This is a genomic window from Frisingicoccus sp. (genome assembly GCA_016298055.1).
Taxonomy (GTDB): Bacteria; Bacillota; Clostridia; order Lachnospirales; family Lachnospiraceae; genus Frisingicoccus.
The window spans coordinates 1-16,036 of record JAEDDO010000036.1; the positions used below are offsets into that span (position 1 = coordinate 1).

Genomic DNA, 16,036 nt, shown 5'->3' on the forward strand with positions numbered 1-16,036 from the left:
TCAATCGATGCATCTTCCTGTACGGCCTCACCGGCTGCTTCCACGTAACATCCGGCTGCAACGATCACCGCCTCCGGATTCTTTCTTTTTGCCCGGTGAATCATCTGTCGTGATTTTCGATCCGCCATATTGGTTACCGTACATGTATTTATCACATAAATATCCGCTTTCTCATGAAAATCTTTAATTTCATATCCCGCTTTCAGGAATATTTCTTCCATTGCATCTGTTTCGTATTGATTGACTTTACATCCCAACGTACAAAATGCGACACTTCTCATCTCCATTCCTCCGTTCTCATTATTTTCAGACAATTAAGAATCTTTTTCATTTTTATTTGCCATATATTTTGATTTATTTTACATAACGCATGAATTTTTTGTATTTTGTTTCAATTGTATTGACATTCGTTTATCAAAGTAATAAAATAGAGTTATCAACATGGTACTAAAACGAATAACACAGGGAGGTCAATCTAATGCACACAGTTCAGGTAAATCTTAATTCTGTTGAAAAAGTGAGAGCTTTTGTTAATTCGGTGAATACATTTGACTCCGAATTCGACCTTGTTTCCGGTCGTTTTGTTATTGATGCAAAATCTATTATGGGTATTCTCAGTCTGGATTTATCAAAACCGATTACGCTGAATATTTATAGTGATGATGATGCGATCATGGAAAGCTTAAAACCTTTTTTAGTTGAATAGATAAACGACGAGGGTATCCCTTTATGGGATACCCTTTTTTCAAGACCTGCTCGCAAGCCTTATATATCTGATTCACAGATAACAATCTCTCTGCTCTGTACGGCTTCCTCAACCATCTGGTCAATGATATCTGCGAGATGGTGTTCCGAACGTTCAATAACCCGAATACTTGGTTTCGTCACCGGATGTTTGGCAACGAAAATCGTACAACAGTCTTCATATGGCTGAATGGATGTTTCAAAGGCACCAATCTTCTCAGAAATCTCAACAATATCATTTTTATCAAATCCGATGACCGGACGAAATACCGGCATCGTACATACCGCATTGGTTGCTGCCAGACTCTGAAGGGTCTGACTGGCTACCTGACCGATGCTCTCCCCGGTGATCAAACCTAATGCACCGTTTTCTTTTGCAATACGCTCGGCAATGCGCATCATATAACGACGCATAATAATTGTCAGTTCATCATGAGGGCATTTTTCATAAATTGCCAGCTGTATATCTGTAAAATTCACAATATGGAGCTTAACCGGTCCGGAATATCTTGCCACGATCTTTGCAAGATCAACAACCTTCTGTTTTGCGCGCTCGCTTGTATAAGGCGGTGCATGAAAATACGTTGCCTCGATGGTCACACCTCTTTTTGCGATCATATAGCCGGCTACCGGACTGTCAATTCCTCCGGATAAGAGCAGCATCGCTTTTCCATTCGTTCCGACAGGCATACCTCCCGGTCCTTTAATACTCTTTGAATAAATATATGTTTTTTCACGAATCTCAATATTGAGCATCACATCCGGCTGGTGCACATTGACAGACATCTCCGGAAAACGATCAAGAAGATACTCACCAATACCTGCATTGATCTCCATGGATTTTTTCGGATAACGTTTATCCGCACGTCTGGAATCCACCTTAAAGGTAAATTTGCGATCCGGATAGGCACCTTCGATATAATCTCCCACAACCTTTGTCAGATTATCCCATTCCGGATCATCACAGATAACAACCGGACATATGGCAACGATTCCAAATACTCTTGTCAGAGCGGATACAACCTGATCATAATCATAGTCTTCCAGCATATGGACATAAATACGTCCCTGCTGTTTTGTCACCTCAAAAGCTGCACAGTCTTTTAATGCATACTTAATCTGTTTAATGAGAGCATCCTCAAAAATATACCGGTTTTTTCCTTTAATACCGATCTCACCATATTTAATTAAAAAAGCCTTAAACATTATCTTCTTCCTCCCCGTGTAAACCTGCGGAGCATCGGCAGCAACGCCTTTAATACTTCCAGACAAGTCAAAATATCCTCTTCTGTAGTATCATAACACAAACTGAACCGTATTGTCGCATCTAAATATTTTTTTTCTACGCCTATCGCCTTTAATGTACCGCTGATTGCCGGGTGATTTGAAGAACATGCAGAACCTGAAGACACATAAATGCCTCTCTCTTCCAGCGCATGCAGAAGTACTTCCGCCCGAATATTATCAAAACTCACACTGATCACATGCGGAGCCGCTCCATGATAAGTCTCCTCACCTTCTGTCCGATGTGCAAAACCATTCACCTTCACACCTTCAAGCTGGCTGAGCCCATCAACAAATTTTTCGCGAAGTCCGTATAAATTCTTTTGTTTTACTGAAAAATCTTTAAAAATCTGACGTACGGCCTCCCCAAGTCCCGCAATGCCGGGAACATTTTCTGTGCCGGAACGCATATCTTTCTGCTGTCCCCCGCCCAGTATCAACGGGCGTACTTTGACCTTGTCCCGGATATATAAAAATCCGACTCCCTTCGGTCCATGGAGCTTATGTCCGCTGACAGACAAAAGATCCACATGAAGCTTTGAAGGATAGATTTCAATTTTTCCAAATCCCTGGATAGCATCCACATGAAAAAGAATATCCGGATTTTTTTCTTTTATCATCTGTCCGATCTTGTCCAATGGCTGAATCGTTCCGATCTCATTATTGACTGCCATGACAGACACCAAAATAGTATCGTCCCGAAGTGCCTTTTTAAGTGCTTCAAGTGACACCGTTCCCTGATCATCTACAGGAAGATAAGTCACTTCAAATCCCTGTTCCTCCAGCCATATGAAAGGATTATAAACAGAAGCATGCTCAATCGATGTTGTGATCAGATGCCGTCCCCGGCGCTGGTTGGCCATGGCTCCGCCGATGATCGCCATATTATTCGATTCTGTTCCGCCGGATGTAAAAACAATTTCTTTTGCATCCACTTTAAGAACAGAAGCAATCGACTTTTTTGCCTCTTTTATATACTGCTCAGCAGTAAAACCTTTCATGTGCAATGAAGAAGGATTTCCAAAATCATCGGACATGACTTTCACCATATATTCGCACACCGACGGCAAAACCTTCGTTGTTGCCGCATTATCCAGATATATTTCTTTTGTAACGGCACTATGACCTAAATTAATTTCCATATTATTCCTCTTCAAATTCAAACATCAAAATGGACAGCATCGTAAGTCCTGCTGTCTCTGTACGAAGGATACGCCGTCCTAAAGTCACAGGCTCCACACCGGAATTCATAGCTGCTTCAATCTCCTGTTCATCAAATCCTCCTTCAGGACCGATAAAAATACCAACGGATTTTTTACCTTTTAATCCTTTAATAATCTCACGGGTCTTATTCATTCCTTCAGCCTTTTCATAGGGAATAAGAACACCCTCTAAATTTTTTGCATAGTCAATAGCATCCTTAAAACTCATAACCGGCTTAACTTCAGGAATAATTCCCCGTCCCGACTGTTTTGCTCCGCTTTCTGCAATCTGCTGCCAGCGGGCAATCTTCTTTGTCTCTTTCTTTTCATCAAGTTTAACAACAACCCGTTTTGTACGCACAGGAATAATTTCATAAACTCCCAGTTCCACAGCTTTCTGGATGATCAATTCCATCTTGTCACCCTTTGGCAGTCCTTGAAAAAGATATAATTTGACTGGAAGTTCCACATAAGATTTCCATGAATTTTCTATAGAAAGGCACACTTCATCCCTATTAAACGAACGAATCGTGCAAAAATAATCCATTCCCGACCCGTCACTTACGGACAATTCATCCCCCGGACGCATCCGGAGGACATTCTTAATATGATTCACATCATTTCCCTGTATAACAATCGCACCATTCTGGACCTGTGACGGCGTCACAAAAAATCTTGGCATCTGATTTCTCCTATCTTCCCGGCATCAGGCTCTTGCTGTAAAAGATACCCAGCCGCCGGAGTGGGTCACTTCAAGAATCTCAAATCCGTTTTCTGTCAGTGCCGCTCTCACATCATCTTCACGCTCATCAATAATACCTGAAGTAATAAAAAGTGCTCCCGGCTTCATCATCTCTTTAACAACACCACTCAGCGGAATAATGATTTCCGCAAAAATATTTGCCAGGACCATATCAAATTTATGTTCCCCGATCTGATGACGGAAAGCGCTGTCGGAAATCACATCGCCTGTAAGTACTGTGTAAACATCATCTTTTATACCATTAACATGCGCATTTTCAATTGCTGCTTCCACTGCATGAACATCCACATCGGTTGCAGATGCTTCTTTCGCTCCGAGAAGAAGTGCGATAATCGATAAAATACCGCTTCCGCATCCCACATCAAGTACTTCCTGTCCCGGCTTCATATATTTCTTAAGCTGCGTAATACATAACCGTGTTGTATGATGTGTACCTGTACCGAAAGCTGTGCCCGGATCCAGTTCAACGACCAGCGTATCCTCCGGTACATTTTCTACTGTCTCCCAGGTCGGTTTAATAATAATATGTTCATCCACATTAAATGGTTTCCAATATTTTTTCCAGTTATTCATCCAGTCAATATCTTCTGTCTGAGTCTTTTCAATTGTAGCCTCACCGATATCTACAAAATCCGCCAGTTCTTTTACAGCTGCAAGCACTTCTTCCAGCGTAGAATCATGATCCTTCTCCGGTTCGATGTAAAAAGACACATAGGCCTTTCCGTCATCCTCATCCAGATCAGGGAGAAGATCGATAAACATTCTTTTTTTGTCTTCTTCTGAAAGAGGAACCTTATCTTCAATCTCGATTCCTTCAATTCCCATCTCAGCCAGTGTATAACTGATCAAATCTACAGCTTCTGTTGTTGTTGCCAAACGATATTTATTCCATTTCATATATTTTTAAATCCTCTTATTATTCATCCAGGTCATCAATAACTTCTTTCACTTTTTCGAAAAAACCTTTTTTCTTTTTTCCTTTTGTCTCTTCAGGCTTTTCCGATGTATTGTCCTGAGGACGTACGCCATTCAGGGAATCATCAAATTTTCGAAGGAGTTCTTTCTGTTCTTCATTCAGTTTTTCAGGTACCTGAACAACCAGTGTCACATAATGATCGCCTCGAATATTCTTGTTCCGGATCGTAGGAACACCTTTTCCTTTTAAGCGGATACGCGTATCCGTCTGTGTTCCCGGTTTAATTGTCTGAACCACATCGCCATCGACTGTTTTGATCGTGATATCTCCGCCCAATGCCGCCTGAACAAAGGAAATAGGCATGGTAGAATAGATATCATATTCCTGTCTGCGGAAAATCGGATGCCGATCCACAGCCACATTAACAAGAAGGTCTCCGCGTCCGCCGCCATTCTTTCCAGGTTCGCCCTTACCGCGAATACGAACACTCTGACCATTATCGATACCTGCAGGAATAGATACTTCAATGGTCTTCTTGTTTCGAACATAACCGGTTCCGCTGCAGTCCGGACATTTTTCTTTAATGATCTTACCGGTTCCGTTACAGTCCGGACATGTCTGTACATTTCTCACCATTCCAAATAAGGACTGCTGTGTGTAGACAACCTGTCCCTTACCGCCGCACTTACTGCAGGTTTCCGGTTTTGTTCCCGGTTTTGCACCGCTTCCAAAACAATGCGGACATTCGTCCTTCAGATTCATCTCAAACTTTTTATCAACGCCAAATACTGCCTCCATAAAGGAAATGCGGACATTGATACGCACATTTGCGCCCTGTACAGGACCATTATAGGTATTTCCCCGGCTTCGGCCGCCGCCAAAGAAATCGCCAAAAATATCGCCAAAAATATCGCCCATATCGGCTGCGTTAAAATCAAAGCCTCCAAAACCGCCGGCTCCGCCGCCGCCCTGCTCAAATGCCGCATGACCAAACTGGTCATATTTACGACGCTTATCCGCATCGCTCAATACCGCATAGGCTTCTGATGCCTCTTTAAATTTTGCTTCTGCCTCTTTATCTCCAGGATTTGTATCCGGATGGTACTTTTTCGCCAGCTTACGGTAGGCTTTTTTAAGTTCATCGTCTGTCGCAGATTTCGACACACCCAGGACTTCATAATAATCTCTCTTCGTCTCTGCCATATCCAACCACCTCTTTTATAACGTAGCTAAAGAGGACGCCCCGGAACCGGCATAATGCCGGTTCCGAAACAGCCTCTTTATTCATCTAACCTTATATATCTTACACTTCTTTATAGTCTGCGTCAACTACATCGTCTGCCTGATAACTTCCATTTGCTCCCTGAGATGGATTTGGTCCGGCATTCTGTCCAGCTGCTGCACCGGCTGCTTCATACATCTTTGTAAATACACCCTGAGCAGATTCCATTAATCTTTCTTTTCCTGCTTTGATCTCATCAACATCTGCATCAGACATATTCTCGATATTTGTTCTTTCAAGTAACGCTTTCAGGCTGTCGATCTCGGCCTGTACTTTTGCTTTGTCATCAGCGCTTACTTTATCTCCGACTTCTTTCAAAGCTTTTTCTGTCTGGAATACCATAGCATCCGCATCATTTCTTGCTTCAATGCCCTCTTTACGTTTCTTATCCTGAGCTTCAAACTCAGCAGCTTCTTTAACAGCTTTCTGAATTTCATCATCAGACATATTTGAACCTGCTGTAATTGTAATATGCTGTTCTTTACCTGTTCCAAGGTCTTTTGCAGATACATTTACAATACCGTTGGCATCAATATCAAATGTTACTTCGATCTGAGGAATTCCACGTGGAGCCGGAGCGATTCCGTCTAACTGGAAGCGGCCGAGGCTCTTATTATCTTTTGCAAACTGACGCTCACCCTGTACAACATTGATATCTACAGCTGTCTGATTATCTGCAGCTGTGGAGAAGATCTGGCTCTTCTTTGTAGGAATTGTTGTATTTCTTTCAATCAGGTGTGTTGCAATACCACCCATTGTCTCAATAGAAAGTGTTAATGGTGTAACATCGAGAAGAAGGATATCTCCTGCACCTGAGTCACCGGCAAGTTTACCACCCTGGATAGAAGCTCCGATAGCAACACATTCATCCGGATTTAAGTTCTTGCTTGGTTCTTTGCCTGTAAGCTGTTTAACCTTATCCTGAACAGCAGGAATACGTGTGGAACCACCAACAAGAAGAACTTTTGTAAGTTCAGAAGCTGTGATACCTGCATCTCTGAGTGCATTCTGTACAGGAATAACTGTTCTTTCAACAAGATCAGATGTCAGTTCATCAAATTTTGCACGTGTAAGGTTCATTTCAAAATGTTTTGCACCTTCTGTTGGTGAATATGTGATGAAAGGAACGTTAATATTTGTATTTGCTGCACTTGAAAGTTCTTTCTTAGCTTTTTCAGCTTCTTCTTTTAAACGCTGCATAGCCATTCTGTCGCCGGAAAGATCGATACCTTCTTTGCTCTTGAACTCATTCACCATATACTGAATTAATTTATTATCGAAGTCATCACCGCCGAGATGATTATCACCGGATGTTGCAAGTACTTCGATAACACCATCACCGATTTCAATTACAGAAACATCAAATGTACCGCCGCCAAGGTCATATACCATGATCTTCTGTTCTTCACCATTGTCAAGACCGTATGCTAAAGCAGCAGCTGTAGGCTCGTTGATGATACGTTTTACATCAAGACCTGCAATCTTACCTGCATCCTTTGTTGCCTGTCTCTGAGCATCGTTGAAGTAAGCCGGTACAGTGATAACTGCTTCTTTTACTTCCTCACCAAGATAGCTTTCTGCATCTGCTTTCAGTTTCTGAAGAATCATTGCAGAAATCTCCTGTGGTGAATATTTTTTATCATCAATTGCTACTCTGTAATCAGATCCCATGTGTCTCTTAATGGAAGCGATTGTCTTATCTGCGTTTGTAACAGCCTGACGTTTTGCCGGTTCACCGACAAGACGTTCACCATTCTTTGTAAATGCAACAACAGACGGTGTTGTTCTTGAGCCTTCTGTATTTGCGATAACAACCGGTTTTCCACCTTCCATAACAGCTACACATGAATTTGTTGTTCCTAAGTCAATACCAATAATCTTACTCATAATAATTCCTCCTGAAATCTTCTATCTATCAAAATTTACGTTAAAGCAATTTTACTCAGCGACCATCACCATACTGTGACGGACCACTTTGTCTTTATACATATAACCTTTCTGCAGTTCCTGAATGATAATACCGGATTCGTACTCTTCACTCGGTGCCTGCATAACAGCGTTGTGGAAATCCGGATTGAATTCACATCCGACAGCATCAATTACCGTCACGCCCATATCGGAAAATGCGGTCATTAATTGTTTATAAACCATCTCGATTCCCTGTGCAAAAGCTGTTGCCTTTTCTTCTTCCGTCATAGCAGCAAAACCGCGTTCGAAATTATCGACCACCGGAAGAAGTTTTTCAATAACTTCTGATGCACCGATACCATACATCTGCTGTTTTTCTTTTTCTGTACGTTTACGGAAATTATCGAACTCAGCCATCTGACGCATAATGCGGTCATTAAGTTCGGCGATCTTCTCATCTTTTTTATCTTTTTTATCCTTGCGGAAAAAGCCTTTCTTCTTTTCGGAAGTTTCTTCACTTTCTTCTGCTTCATCAGCATCTTTTAATTCTTCTGTTTCTTCCTCCACAGGCTCTGTATCTTCTGTCGGCATTTCTTCTGTCTGAACTTCTTCATTCACCATCTCTTCGTTTAAATCTTTTTCCTGTTCTGTCAATTTATTTCACCTCTTACTTTTTCTTGAAAATATCATCCAACTGATTCATCATCGTCTGAAGATTCCCAACAACCTTCTTGTAATCCATACGTTTCGGTCCGATGATACCGATCGTTCCCTGCACGCCTTCGTCCAGTTCATAGGTCGCAGTTACAATACTGCAGTCTTTCATCGTACTCACCGGTGATTCTGAACCAATATATATCTGAATCGGATTCTTGTTTTCATTATTCGAATCCTGATAATCGACAATCAATTCTGTCAATGCTTTCTTTTCTTCCATCGTATACAGCAGCTCCGTTGCCTTCTCTCTGTCTCCCAACTCCGGATATTTCAACAGATTCGTTGTTCCGCTTGTGTAGATTTCCAGATCATCTTCTTCCTGGATCAGCACAGCTACTGCATCAATGATATTACTGATAATCTGTCCATATCCCTCTGCCTGAGCTTTCATTCTCTGGATCAACTCCATGTTGATCTCCTGGAGATTCAGTCCCTGAAGAAATGTATTCAATAAAATATTCAGCTTCGCGGCTTCATCTTCATCTACCTGTTCATCGACTTCAATCAGACGGTTCTTGATCAGATTACCTTCCAGCATAACAACGACAAGTAATTGTCTGTCAGATACTCTGGAAAGCTGTATAAACTTCAATGTGTTCCGTTTATACTGGGGTGCTGAGATCATCGTGGCATAATTCGTATTCTTTGCCAGAAGCTTCGCCACATGCTTTAAAAGCTGATCCAGTTTATCCGCCTTCTCAATAAGAACATCTTTCATCTCGTCAACTTCGGCAATCTTCTCTTTCATCAGATTATCTACATAAAAACGATAACCTTTATCTGAAGGAATACGACCCGCAGAAGTGTGAGGCTGTATAATATAGCCCAAATCTTCCAGATCTGACATCTCATTACGAATCGTTGCTGAACTAAGATTCAGGTCTGTATACTTCGAAATGGTCCGCGATCCTACAGGCTCACCGGTAATCAGATATGTTTGAATAATACTGTTCAAGATTTTAATCTTTCTTTCATCTAATTCCACCAGACCACTCCTTTCTTCTTTGTTAGCACTCATTTAATTGGAGTGCTAATATCTATTCATTAAGATATCACCAACACATTCCTTTGTCAATAGTTTAAAAAAATTTTTTTAAATTATTCTCATTTTTTAAATATTACAAATGCATCAGAATGTGCTATACTCCAGACATATCATTTTTTAGGAGTGTGAAAACCATGTCGATTGACAAAGTCAGAGAATATTTCAGAACCTTTAAAAATCCCTGTTTAATTTTTCAACACCGGGTCTTTTCCGTATTTTATCAGACATATTGTAAACAAAATACATAAAGCCCCAATAAGCCCGTCATATTTGATCTGCAGAAGCTGACGGTCACGATTTGCTGATTTGATCTGGATTTCTTCTTTATTAACAACATCCAAACCCATCCGGGTAAACTGATTTACCCGGGTTCCATCCAGATCGCCTTTTGACAGACATACTCTCAGATTGTCTGTGCCTTCCTGAAGGTCTCCCTTCGCTTCCGAACAGTAAATTAAAGGATTTTCTTCAGCGACCCTACTCTCTAAAAAAGCCAGTTTTGCCGTACTTTCTTCTGATAATCCATCGGAAGTCAGCACATAATCGACACGCCACCCATCGATCTCTTCTATATCTTTTTCAGATAATTGGCCATCATTTTTCATCAGTTCCACTGCTGATGCATTCATGTAAAAAACAGGCATTTGACTTTTTTCATCAAGAACATACACCTTTTCCATGTATTCCGGTGAAAGTATCAGACAGTTAAAAGAAAGCTCTCTGTTATTTATATTCAATGTCACAGTGGCCTCTTTTTGCAAACATACATATTCAATAGCATCCATTTTTCTGAGCTCATCCACATATCCGTCCAAAGGTCTGAGTCCTCCGGTGGTAAGTACATATTCCTCCGGCTGATGAATATTCCTATAAAGATTAAAGGCCCCACTGAAAAACCGGACCAACGAAATAATTCCTATGGTCCCAAAAATCAAAAGGACTTTTACACCGTCATTTTGTTTTCTCAGTTTGAGAAATGTTCTCCATCGATTCATCTTTTTTCCCTTTCAATTTAAAATGGCATTTTTTTATGCCGGGCAATGACAAATGCAGCTCCTGCAATCAACAAAGTCAAAAGAGTGGCCACCACCGTCATAATTATCCACCACTGTCCGGTTTTATCCGGTTCCTTAGCCATCATTTCTTCTTCTGAAAAAGGAGCCCCAATATACGTAGATATTTTTTGCTGTTCCTCATATGCTTTACCCGATGCGTCTTCGTAATAAAATGTCACCCTGCCCTCTGTATTTCCATAAGGCGTACTTCCTCCCGTCAGACCGGTAATTGTCACTTTCGTGCTCCCGTTTCCCGTTGTCCCCGGTTCCAGATCGCCGATAAACAATGTTCCCGACGATTTTAACCCTTCCGCTTCAATAACTGCACGCACATTATAAATTTTACTCCGTCCCAGATTGATGACCTGTCCTTCCAGATGGAGCACATCCCCAACAGAAACTTCTTGATTCATAACAATTGGATCAATCTGAATCCGCACCGGCTGTTCCACATTCATACGTGCCTTTCCGTTTGCTGTATAAACATTTCCTTTTGAATCCGCATAATCCATATTCACATCCAGACAATACTGGCCTTCCGGAGCAGCGGAACGTACTTTATAAACACAGGTTATTTCAAACACCGCACCGGCTTTAACCGTATCAATATAGGTTGTATCCGTATCACTTGAAAGGCTCAAATATTCCCCCTGTTCTGTGACCGTCACCGTCATATTTCGGAGTTTTTCCGTCAGGCTTGTATTTTTTAACACAATCGTCACCTTGACTTCATCTCCGGCCTGAATATCTGACTTCGAAAAACGGCATCCCTGAACAATAACTTTGGGTGCAAATTGGATATTCTCCTTTTGCTGAGAATTTAAATCCGTACGATTTGTACTATTTTGACTGGTCTGATTTGAAACATCCGAAGGATTTGCCGTGTCACCAGCCGGGTTGGAGGAAGCATATGCATTGACCGAACACAATAAGACACCAACCATACACATAATTAAACCTATCTTTCTTAAGTATTTCATTCCCATTTATCCTCCATATCATGAACTTCGTCGCACAAGACCTCTATATCCTGTGCATTATGACTGGCAAGTAAAATTGCCTTTCCCTGCCCCTTTAATTCCTGCAGAAGATCCCGCATATGTCCGACACCAGTCTTATCAAGACCGTTAAAAGGTTCATCCAGAATTAAAACCTTCGGTTTCTCCATAATAGCCTGGGCAATGCCAAGTCTCTGACGCATTCCGAGAGAATACTTGCCCACAGGTTTTCTCATATCCGGATCAAGGCCTACCTGTAATAAAACTTCCTGTATTTCCTTTTTTCCGATGATACCTTTCAACGAAGCCAGAATTTTCAAATTCTGATAACCGGTGAGATTCGGCAAAAATCCCGGTGTCTCAATAATGACACCTAAATCCTCCGGAAAATCACATGCCTTACCGACAATTTTCCCGTTCACCCGGACAATTCCCGAATCCGGCTGTAGAAATCCGCATATACATTTCATCAAAACAGTTTTTCCGCTGCCGTTATTGCCTACAATTCCAAAAATTTTTCCCGGCAGAACCTTCATACTTACATCCGTAAGAATCTGCTCCATTCCAAAAGATTTGTACACATGTTCCACAATAATTCCTGACATCTCATCCATGTTTTCACATCCTCTCAATTTATTTCCGGGTTCCTGTAAATTCAAAAGAATATGTCTTTATTTTCTTCAATGAAAGTCCCAGAAACAAAAGACTCCCTGATATAAAAAAGAGATAAGACACCCACAATTTCGGCAGATTATCATATCCAAAATTGTGCATATAATAAGTCGCATGATTTAAGGGCGACAGCCATCCAAAAGCAATATGAGCCAACCGCATCTGTTCCTTTGGCAAATGAAGCAGATTGGAAATAAACTGGGGATTTAATAAAAAGCCGAACCCGCTGAAAATCATACCGCCCACCATTCCCATTTTCTTATTCCACAAATTCAGATACAAAATCAAACTTGACATCAAGAGTGCATAACCGAGCATTAAACCATAAATATGCAGGGTACATCTATAAGGAAAAGATAATTCCAGAACCTTCACAAAAGCAGGAACAGCAATTTTACTTCCGATGCCCGAATATCCCAGTATGGCCGCCGTCTCGCTCCATAGATTCGCCGTATAAGACCGGTTGCCGGCTAACATGCAGGTTGATAAAAATGTAAAGCTGACAAACAGAAAGGTTGCCCCCACAAGATAAACTGCCTGCCCCAAAATCCATATTTTCCGGTTGATCCGTACTAAATAAAAAGGTACTTCATTCCCCAGATTCGGCATATCCGCAAATAACAACATTAATAACAATGACAGAACCAATATAGAATTTGCATCACCAAAGGTCCATATAAAAGGTTCCATAATTTGAAGGATCGTATCATGCTCACCGGCAAAGGTCAGTACTTTATCGGACAGCAGAAAACACACAACAAATCCGAGACAAAACACAAGAAAAATCCGTGGATTTCGCCGCCATCTTCGAAAATTTCCGAGAGCTACCAACCCGATCTGACGCACCTCACACATTTTTAATGCACCTCCAGAGTATGATGTAATACAGGCATCCAAACACCATACATATTCCGCCGATAAGCAGTATCACCCCTGACTCGTCAAAAATCCATGTATGCTCCGGCGCCAGCCATTCATATGGATAAAGGCAATACATCCATTTAAAATACCGTTCGTGAAGAATCACGAGAAAATAATAAATAACAAAACTCCCCCCATAAGCCGGATATCGGCTGTTTGATGCCGCCGCCAATACCGCGGACACCACCGCCCACAGCATCCCCGACATAAAAATCAAACCTAAGGAAATGTTCAGTTTTTCATCATTTTTTACAATAAGAAATATCTGACATCCCAGAGTCTCCAAAAGTCCGCCGCTGATACCGCAGGCCAGTAATTTCCCCATGATATAGCTGTTCACACTGGTTCTCGGAAGACAGGCTTTCAAAAATCCACTCTCGTAATCCTCCAGCCAGGCCGTGGTATAGGGAAGGGTACACAGAACCGGAACACACATCCTGAAAACATCCGAGTCAAAACCGGAAATCAACAGGATGGCCAATTCCAATGCAAGTCCGATTCCAAATCCCCATGAAACTACCGCTCTTTTTAAATCTGTTTCAAAACTGTTCATTCTTTAATAACCCAGAGTACGATCAATGACCGAACCGTCAATGGCGTTGATTGCCAGAATACTTCCCTGATTTTCTACACCATAAGAGTCTTTAATCTCTCCCATAAAATCCCATACCGGAACAAGCAGTCCCGTATTATAACTGTCGGCTTCGCTGACACGTACATATCCTAAAACGACCCGATCTATCTGGATTTCTGTTCCCTGACTGTTTTCCGCAATTGAATCCTCAGCATTAACGATCGTCACCATTTTCTCAAAAATATTTTTCACCTCATCAAAAGATTTCATATTCGAATTCTCCACCACAGTTTCAATAATGGTAAGAGGTGCAACATAATCAAAACCTACAATCCCCTCATCCGTAATGCGGAACTCAATACATTCGATCGGCCAATACCGCTTGACATAATCATTTCCTTCCCATCCTTCTTCGTGTTTGGCTGTATTATCAAATGTGACAGAAACACCGTTAATATTTCGGCTGTAACGCAGGATCCATTCTTTGCGATATCCGATTTTATCTGCACTTTCGCCCTTTCGTATATCGAGACACTCATTATAAAGTCCGCCCGCATCATATTTAAAATCATCCGACAGGTTCATTTTCTTCAGGAAATCCTCAGAAAGGGCTATCGCATCTTCTTCTGAAATGGTTGTCGATTCATCCGTATATTCAACAAAGTTTGTTCCGTCACCTACATCTACCGCCGGTTTGATCCATTCCGTACCGGCTTCCCATATCAGACCGCTCCCTCCTTCCAGGCCATCGGTTTCTGCAATGGCTGACGAGGTAAATTCATAACCATGTTTGCTTTTTCGGTACCGTATATAATTTCCATAATTTTCATTATTCTGGACCGTTAAAGATGTACAAGCTCCATTTTTTCCATCGGTCACTCCATAAAAGAATTCACCATTCGGATTAAAGCTGTACTCCCATTCGTAAAAACTATTGCCGCTGTACGTACTGTTCAGCTCTTCTGCCTTATGAAGCTTTCCATCCGATTCATTGCCTTCCCAGACAATCTCTGAAGGTGCATTCTCATATTCTTCCTGAAGCCTGGAAATCGTGCTTTGATATTCCTTTCGGAGCTGTTCATCCGCCTCTTCAGGATTCAGATTCTCAAGATACGACTTCCATTCCCCGATTTCCTTTTCAATATCTGCTTTTGTACGTGTTTCCAGTACGACACCGCCGTTATATAAAGTCTCATTACCGATAAGCACTTCAATCACCTTATCCAGCATCTCCTGCGTAACCGGTGCCTGCTGCACACGGAATACAGACATTTTATCAACCTGAGGGATATCCACCGACGCATCCACATTCACCGTCACCATTAAAGACGTATCAGAAATCTGTGTCTGATAGGTTTCATAATTATCGGCGATATTCTCCATTCCTTTCCCCGTCTCATTCGCCTGATCGATCAGCTTATCCATATCCTTATTCACAACAATAGAACTGTCCGGATTTTTCTGACACCCCGCAAGCATAGCCACTGCCGCTGCCATAAATAAAATTCTTCTTTTCTTCATAATATGTAAATACCCCTTTCCTTCTTTTTCATAAAAGAAAATCCATGTTAAACTCATATTAACATGGACTTTAGCATCAAGTATTCATCATTTTTTAAACGAATTGTAAATTCATACTTCTCCTTTTCCTTACATTTGCAAGATTATATTTGCATTTTTTTACTATACATGGTTTAATTAATTTGCAAAGGGGTGTTTCAACTATGGAAATTGGAATAAAATTAACCCAGATGTATTAAAAAAAACGAATAGAGTCGTAATTTACGACCCTTTACATATATTGAAAATATTAATATATTTACCTGGGGAACCGGGGGACGTGCTCTCACCCAATCCGAGACCTTGCGGAGGGCGGTGATTATTATGAGTACATATGAAGAATTACAATTAATTGTATCCATTGGTATATTAATTGTTGCAATACTGACTTATAC

General features: G+C 41.2%; 16 protein-coding genes and 1 pseudogene. 2 read left to right on the forward strand and 15 right to left on the reverse strand.

Annotated elements, in window-relative coordinates:
- Positions 1-281, reverse strand: a pseudogene (locus tag QZZ35_RS04800) (tRNA (N(6)-L-threonylcarbamoyladenosine(37)-C(2))-methylthiotransferase MtaB); the annotation flags it as partial.
- Positions 282-478: 197 nt separating this feature from the next.
- Between QZZ35_RS04800 and QZZ35_RS04805 the strand changes: the two are divergent.
- Positions 479-706, forward strand: a complete 228-nt coding sequence (locus tag QZZ35_RS04805; protein ID WP_291236370.1) for an HPr family phosphocarrier protein — start codon at positions 479-481, stop codon at positions 704-706.
- 59 nt (positions 707-765) lie between these two features.
- Here the strand turns inward: QZZ35_RS04805 and thiI are convergent, their stop codons facing one another.
- The 14 genes from thiI to QZZ35_RS04875 all read right to left on the reverse strand — a co-directional run bounded on the left by thiI (position 766) and on the right by QZZ35_RS04875 (position 15,602).
- Complete coding sequence (gene thiI, locus QZZ35_RS04810) at positions 766-1,953, reverse strand: tRNA uracil 4-sulfurtransferase ThiI (RefSeq protein WP_291236383.1); 1,188 nt, start codon at positions 1,951-1,953, stop codon at positions 766-768.
- Positions 1,950-3,170 carry a cysteine desulfurase family protein gene (locus QZZ35_RS04815; RefSeq protein WP_291236371.1) on the reverse strand — a complete coding sequence of 407 codons (1,221 nt, stop codon included), beginning with the start codon at positions 3,168-3,170 and terminating at the stop codon, positions 1,950-1,952. Before QZZ35_RS04815 ends, thiI begins: the two co-directional genes overlap by 4 nt.
- Position 3,171: 1 nt before the next feature.
- Complete coding sequence (locus tag QZZ35_RS04820; protein ID WP_291236372.1) at positions 3,172-3,912, reverse strand: 16S rRNA (uracil(1498)-N(3))-methyltransferase; 741 nt, start codon at positions 3,910-3,912, stop codon at positions 3,172-3,174.
- A gap of 24 nt (positions 3,913-3,936) precedes the next feature.
- Entirely contained in the window at positions 3,937-4,890 is a 954-nt protein-coding gene (gene prmA / locus QZZ35_RS04825) for a 50S ribosomal protein L11 methyltransferase (protein ID WP_291236373.1), read from the reverse strand.
- 19 nt (positions 4,891-4,909) lie between these two features.
- Positions 4,910-6,112: a molecular chaperone DnaJ gene (gene dnaJ / locus QZZ35_RS04830; protein WP_291236374.1), complete on the reverse strand. Its 1,203-nt coding sequence runs from the start codon at positions 6,110-6,112 to the stop codon at positions 4,910-4,912.
- Positions 6,113-6,212: 100 nt separating this feature from the next.
- Entirely contained in the window at positions 6,213-8,078 is a 1,866-nt protein-coding gene (dnaK, locus tag QZZ35_RS04835; protein WP_291236375.1) for a molecular chaperone DnaK, read from the reverse strand.
- Between the two features lie 51 nt (positions 8,079-8,129).
- Positions 8,130-8,753, reverse strand: coding sequence for a nucleotide exchange factor GrpE (gene grpE / locus QZZ35_RS04840; RefSeq protein ID WP_291236376.1), 624 nt, complete (start codon positions 8,751-8,753; stop codon positions 8,130-8,132).
- Between the two features lie 13 nt (positions 8,754-8,766).
- Positions 8,767-9,834, reverse strand: coding sequence for a heat-inducible transcriptional repressor HrcA (hrcA, locus tag QZZ35_RS04845; RefSeq protein WP_291236377.1), 1,068 nt, complete (start codon positions 9,832-9,834; stop codon positions 8,767-8,769).
- A gap of 212 nt (positions 9,835-10,046) precedes the next feature.
- Positions 10,047-10,856, reverse strand: coding sequence for a hypothetical protein (locus QZZ35_RS04850; RefSeq protein ID WP_291236378.1), 810 nt, complete (start codon positions 10,854-10,856; stop codon positions 10,047-10,049).
- 17 nt (positions 10,857-10,873) lie between these two features.
- Complete coding sequence (locus QZZ35_RS04855) at positions 10,874-11,896, reverse strand: COG1361 S-layer family protein (protein ID WP_291236379.1); 1,023 nt, start codon at positions 11,894-11,896, stop codon at positions 10,874-10,876.
- Complete coding sequence (locus QZZ35_RS04860; RefSeq protein ID WP_330635460.1) at positions 11,893-12,528, reverse strand: ABC transporter ATP-binding protein; 636 nt, start codon at positions 12,526-12,528, stop codon at positions 11,893-11,895. The genes QZZ35_RS04855 and QZZ35_RS04860 overlap by 4 nt, the downstream gene beginning before the upstream one ends.
- 19 nt (positions 12,529-12,547) lie before the next feature.
- Positions 12,548-13,441 carry a hypothetical protein gene (locus QZZ35_RS04865; protein WP_291236380.1) on the reverse strand — a complete coding sequence of 298 codons (894 nt, stop codon included), beginning with the start codon at positions 13,439-13,441 and terminating at the stop codon, positions 12,548-12,550.
- Positions 13,434-14,060 carry a hypothetical protein gene (locus QZZ35_RS04870; RefSeq protein ID WP_291236381.1) on the reverse strand — a complete coding sequence of 209 codons (627 nt, stop codon included), beginning with the start codon at positions 14,058-14,060 and terminating at the stop codon, positions 13,434-13,436. Before QZZ35_RS04870 ends, QZZ35_RS04865 begins: the two co-directional genes overlap by 8 nt.
- Before the next feature lie 3 nt (positions 14,061-14,063).
- Positions 14,064-15,602 (reverse strand): DUF6034 family protein, encoded by a 1,539-nt coding sequence (locus QZZ35_RS04875; RefSeq protein ID WP_291236382.1) that lies wholly within the window; start codon positions 15,600-15,602, stop codon positions 14,064-14,066.
- A 363-nt stretch (positions 15,603-15,965) separates the two neighbouring features.
- Between QZZ35_RS04875 and QZZ35_RS11685 the strand changes: the two genes are divergently transcribed.
- The coding region (locus QZZ35_RS11685) for a putative holin-like toxin (protein ID WP_442899871.1) at positions 15,966-16,036 on the forward strand (71 nt) is incomplete at its 3' end.

Bases quoted from the DNA above. Each gene is read 5' to 3' on its own strand.
- QZZ35_RS04815 (WP_291236371.1), bottom strand. From the start codon at position 3,170: ATGGAAATTAATTTAGGTCATAGTGCCGTTACAAAAGAAATATATCTG.
- QZZ35_RS04875 (WP_291236382.1), bottom strand. From the start codon at position 15,602: ATGAAGAAAAGAAGAATTTTATTTATGGCAGCGGCAGTGGCTATGCTT.
- QZZ35_RS04820 (WP_291236372.1), bottom strand. From the start codon at position 3,912: ATGCCAAGATTTTTTGTGACGCCGTCACAGGTCCAGAATGGTGCGATT.
- QZZ35_RS04870 (WP_291236381.1), bottom strand. From the start codon at position 14,060: ATGAACAGTTTTGAAACAGATTTAAAAAGAGCGGTAGTTTCATGGGGA.
- hrcA (WP_291236377.1), bottom strand. From the start codon at position 9,834: ATGAGTGCTAACAAAGAAGAAAGGAGTGGTCTGGTGGAATTAGATGAA.
- dnaK (WP_291236375.1), bottom strand. From the start codon at position 8,078: ATGAGTAAGATTATTGGTATTGACTTAGGAACAACAAATTCATGTGTA.
- QZZ35_RS04855 (WP_291236379.1), bottom strand. From the start codon at position 11,896: ATGAAATACTTAAGAAAGATAGGTTTAATTATGTGTATGGTTGGTGTC.
- dnaJ (WP_291236374.1), bottom strand. From the start codon at position 6,112: ATGGCAGAGACGAAGAGAGATTATTATGAAGTCCTGGGTGTGTCGAAA.
- QZZ35_RS04865 (WP_291236380.1), bottom strand. From the start codon at position 13,441: ATGTGTGAGGTGCGTCAGATCGGGTTGGTAGCTCTCGGAAATTTTCGA.
- prmA (WP_291236373.1), bottom strand. From the start codon at position 4,890: ATGAAATGGAATAAATATCGTTTGGCAACAACAACAGAAGCTGTAGAT.
- QZZ35_RS04850 (WP_291236378.1), bottom strand. From the start codon at position 10,856: ATGAATCGATGGAGAACATTTCTCAAACTGAGAAAACAAAATGACGGT.
- QZZ35_RS04860 (WP_330635460.1), bottom strand. From the start codon at position 12,528: ATGGATGAGATGTCAGGAATTATTGTGGAACATGTGTACAAATCTTTT.
- QZZ35_RS04805 (WP_291236370.1), top strand. From the start codon at position 479: ATGCACACAGTTCAGGTAAATCTTAATTCTGTTGAAAAAGTGAGAGCT.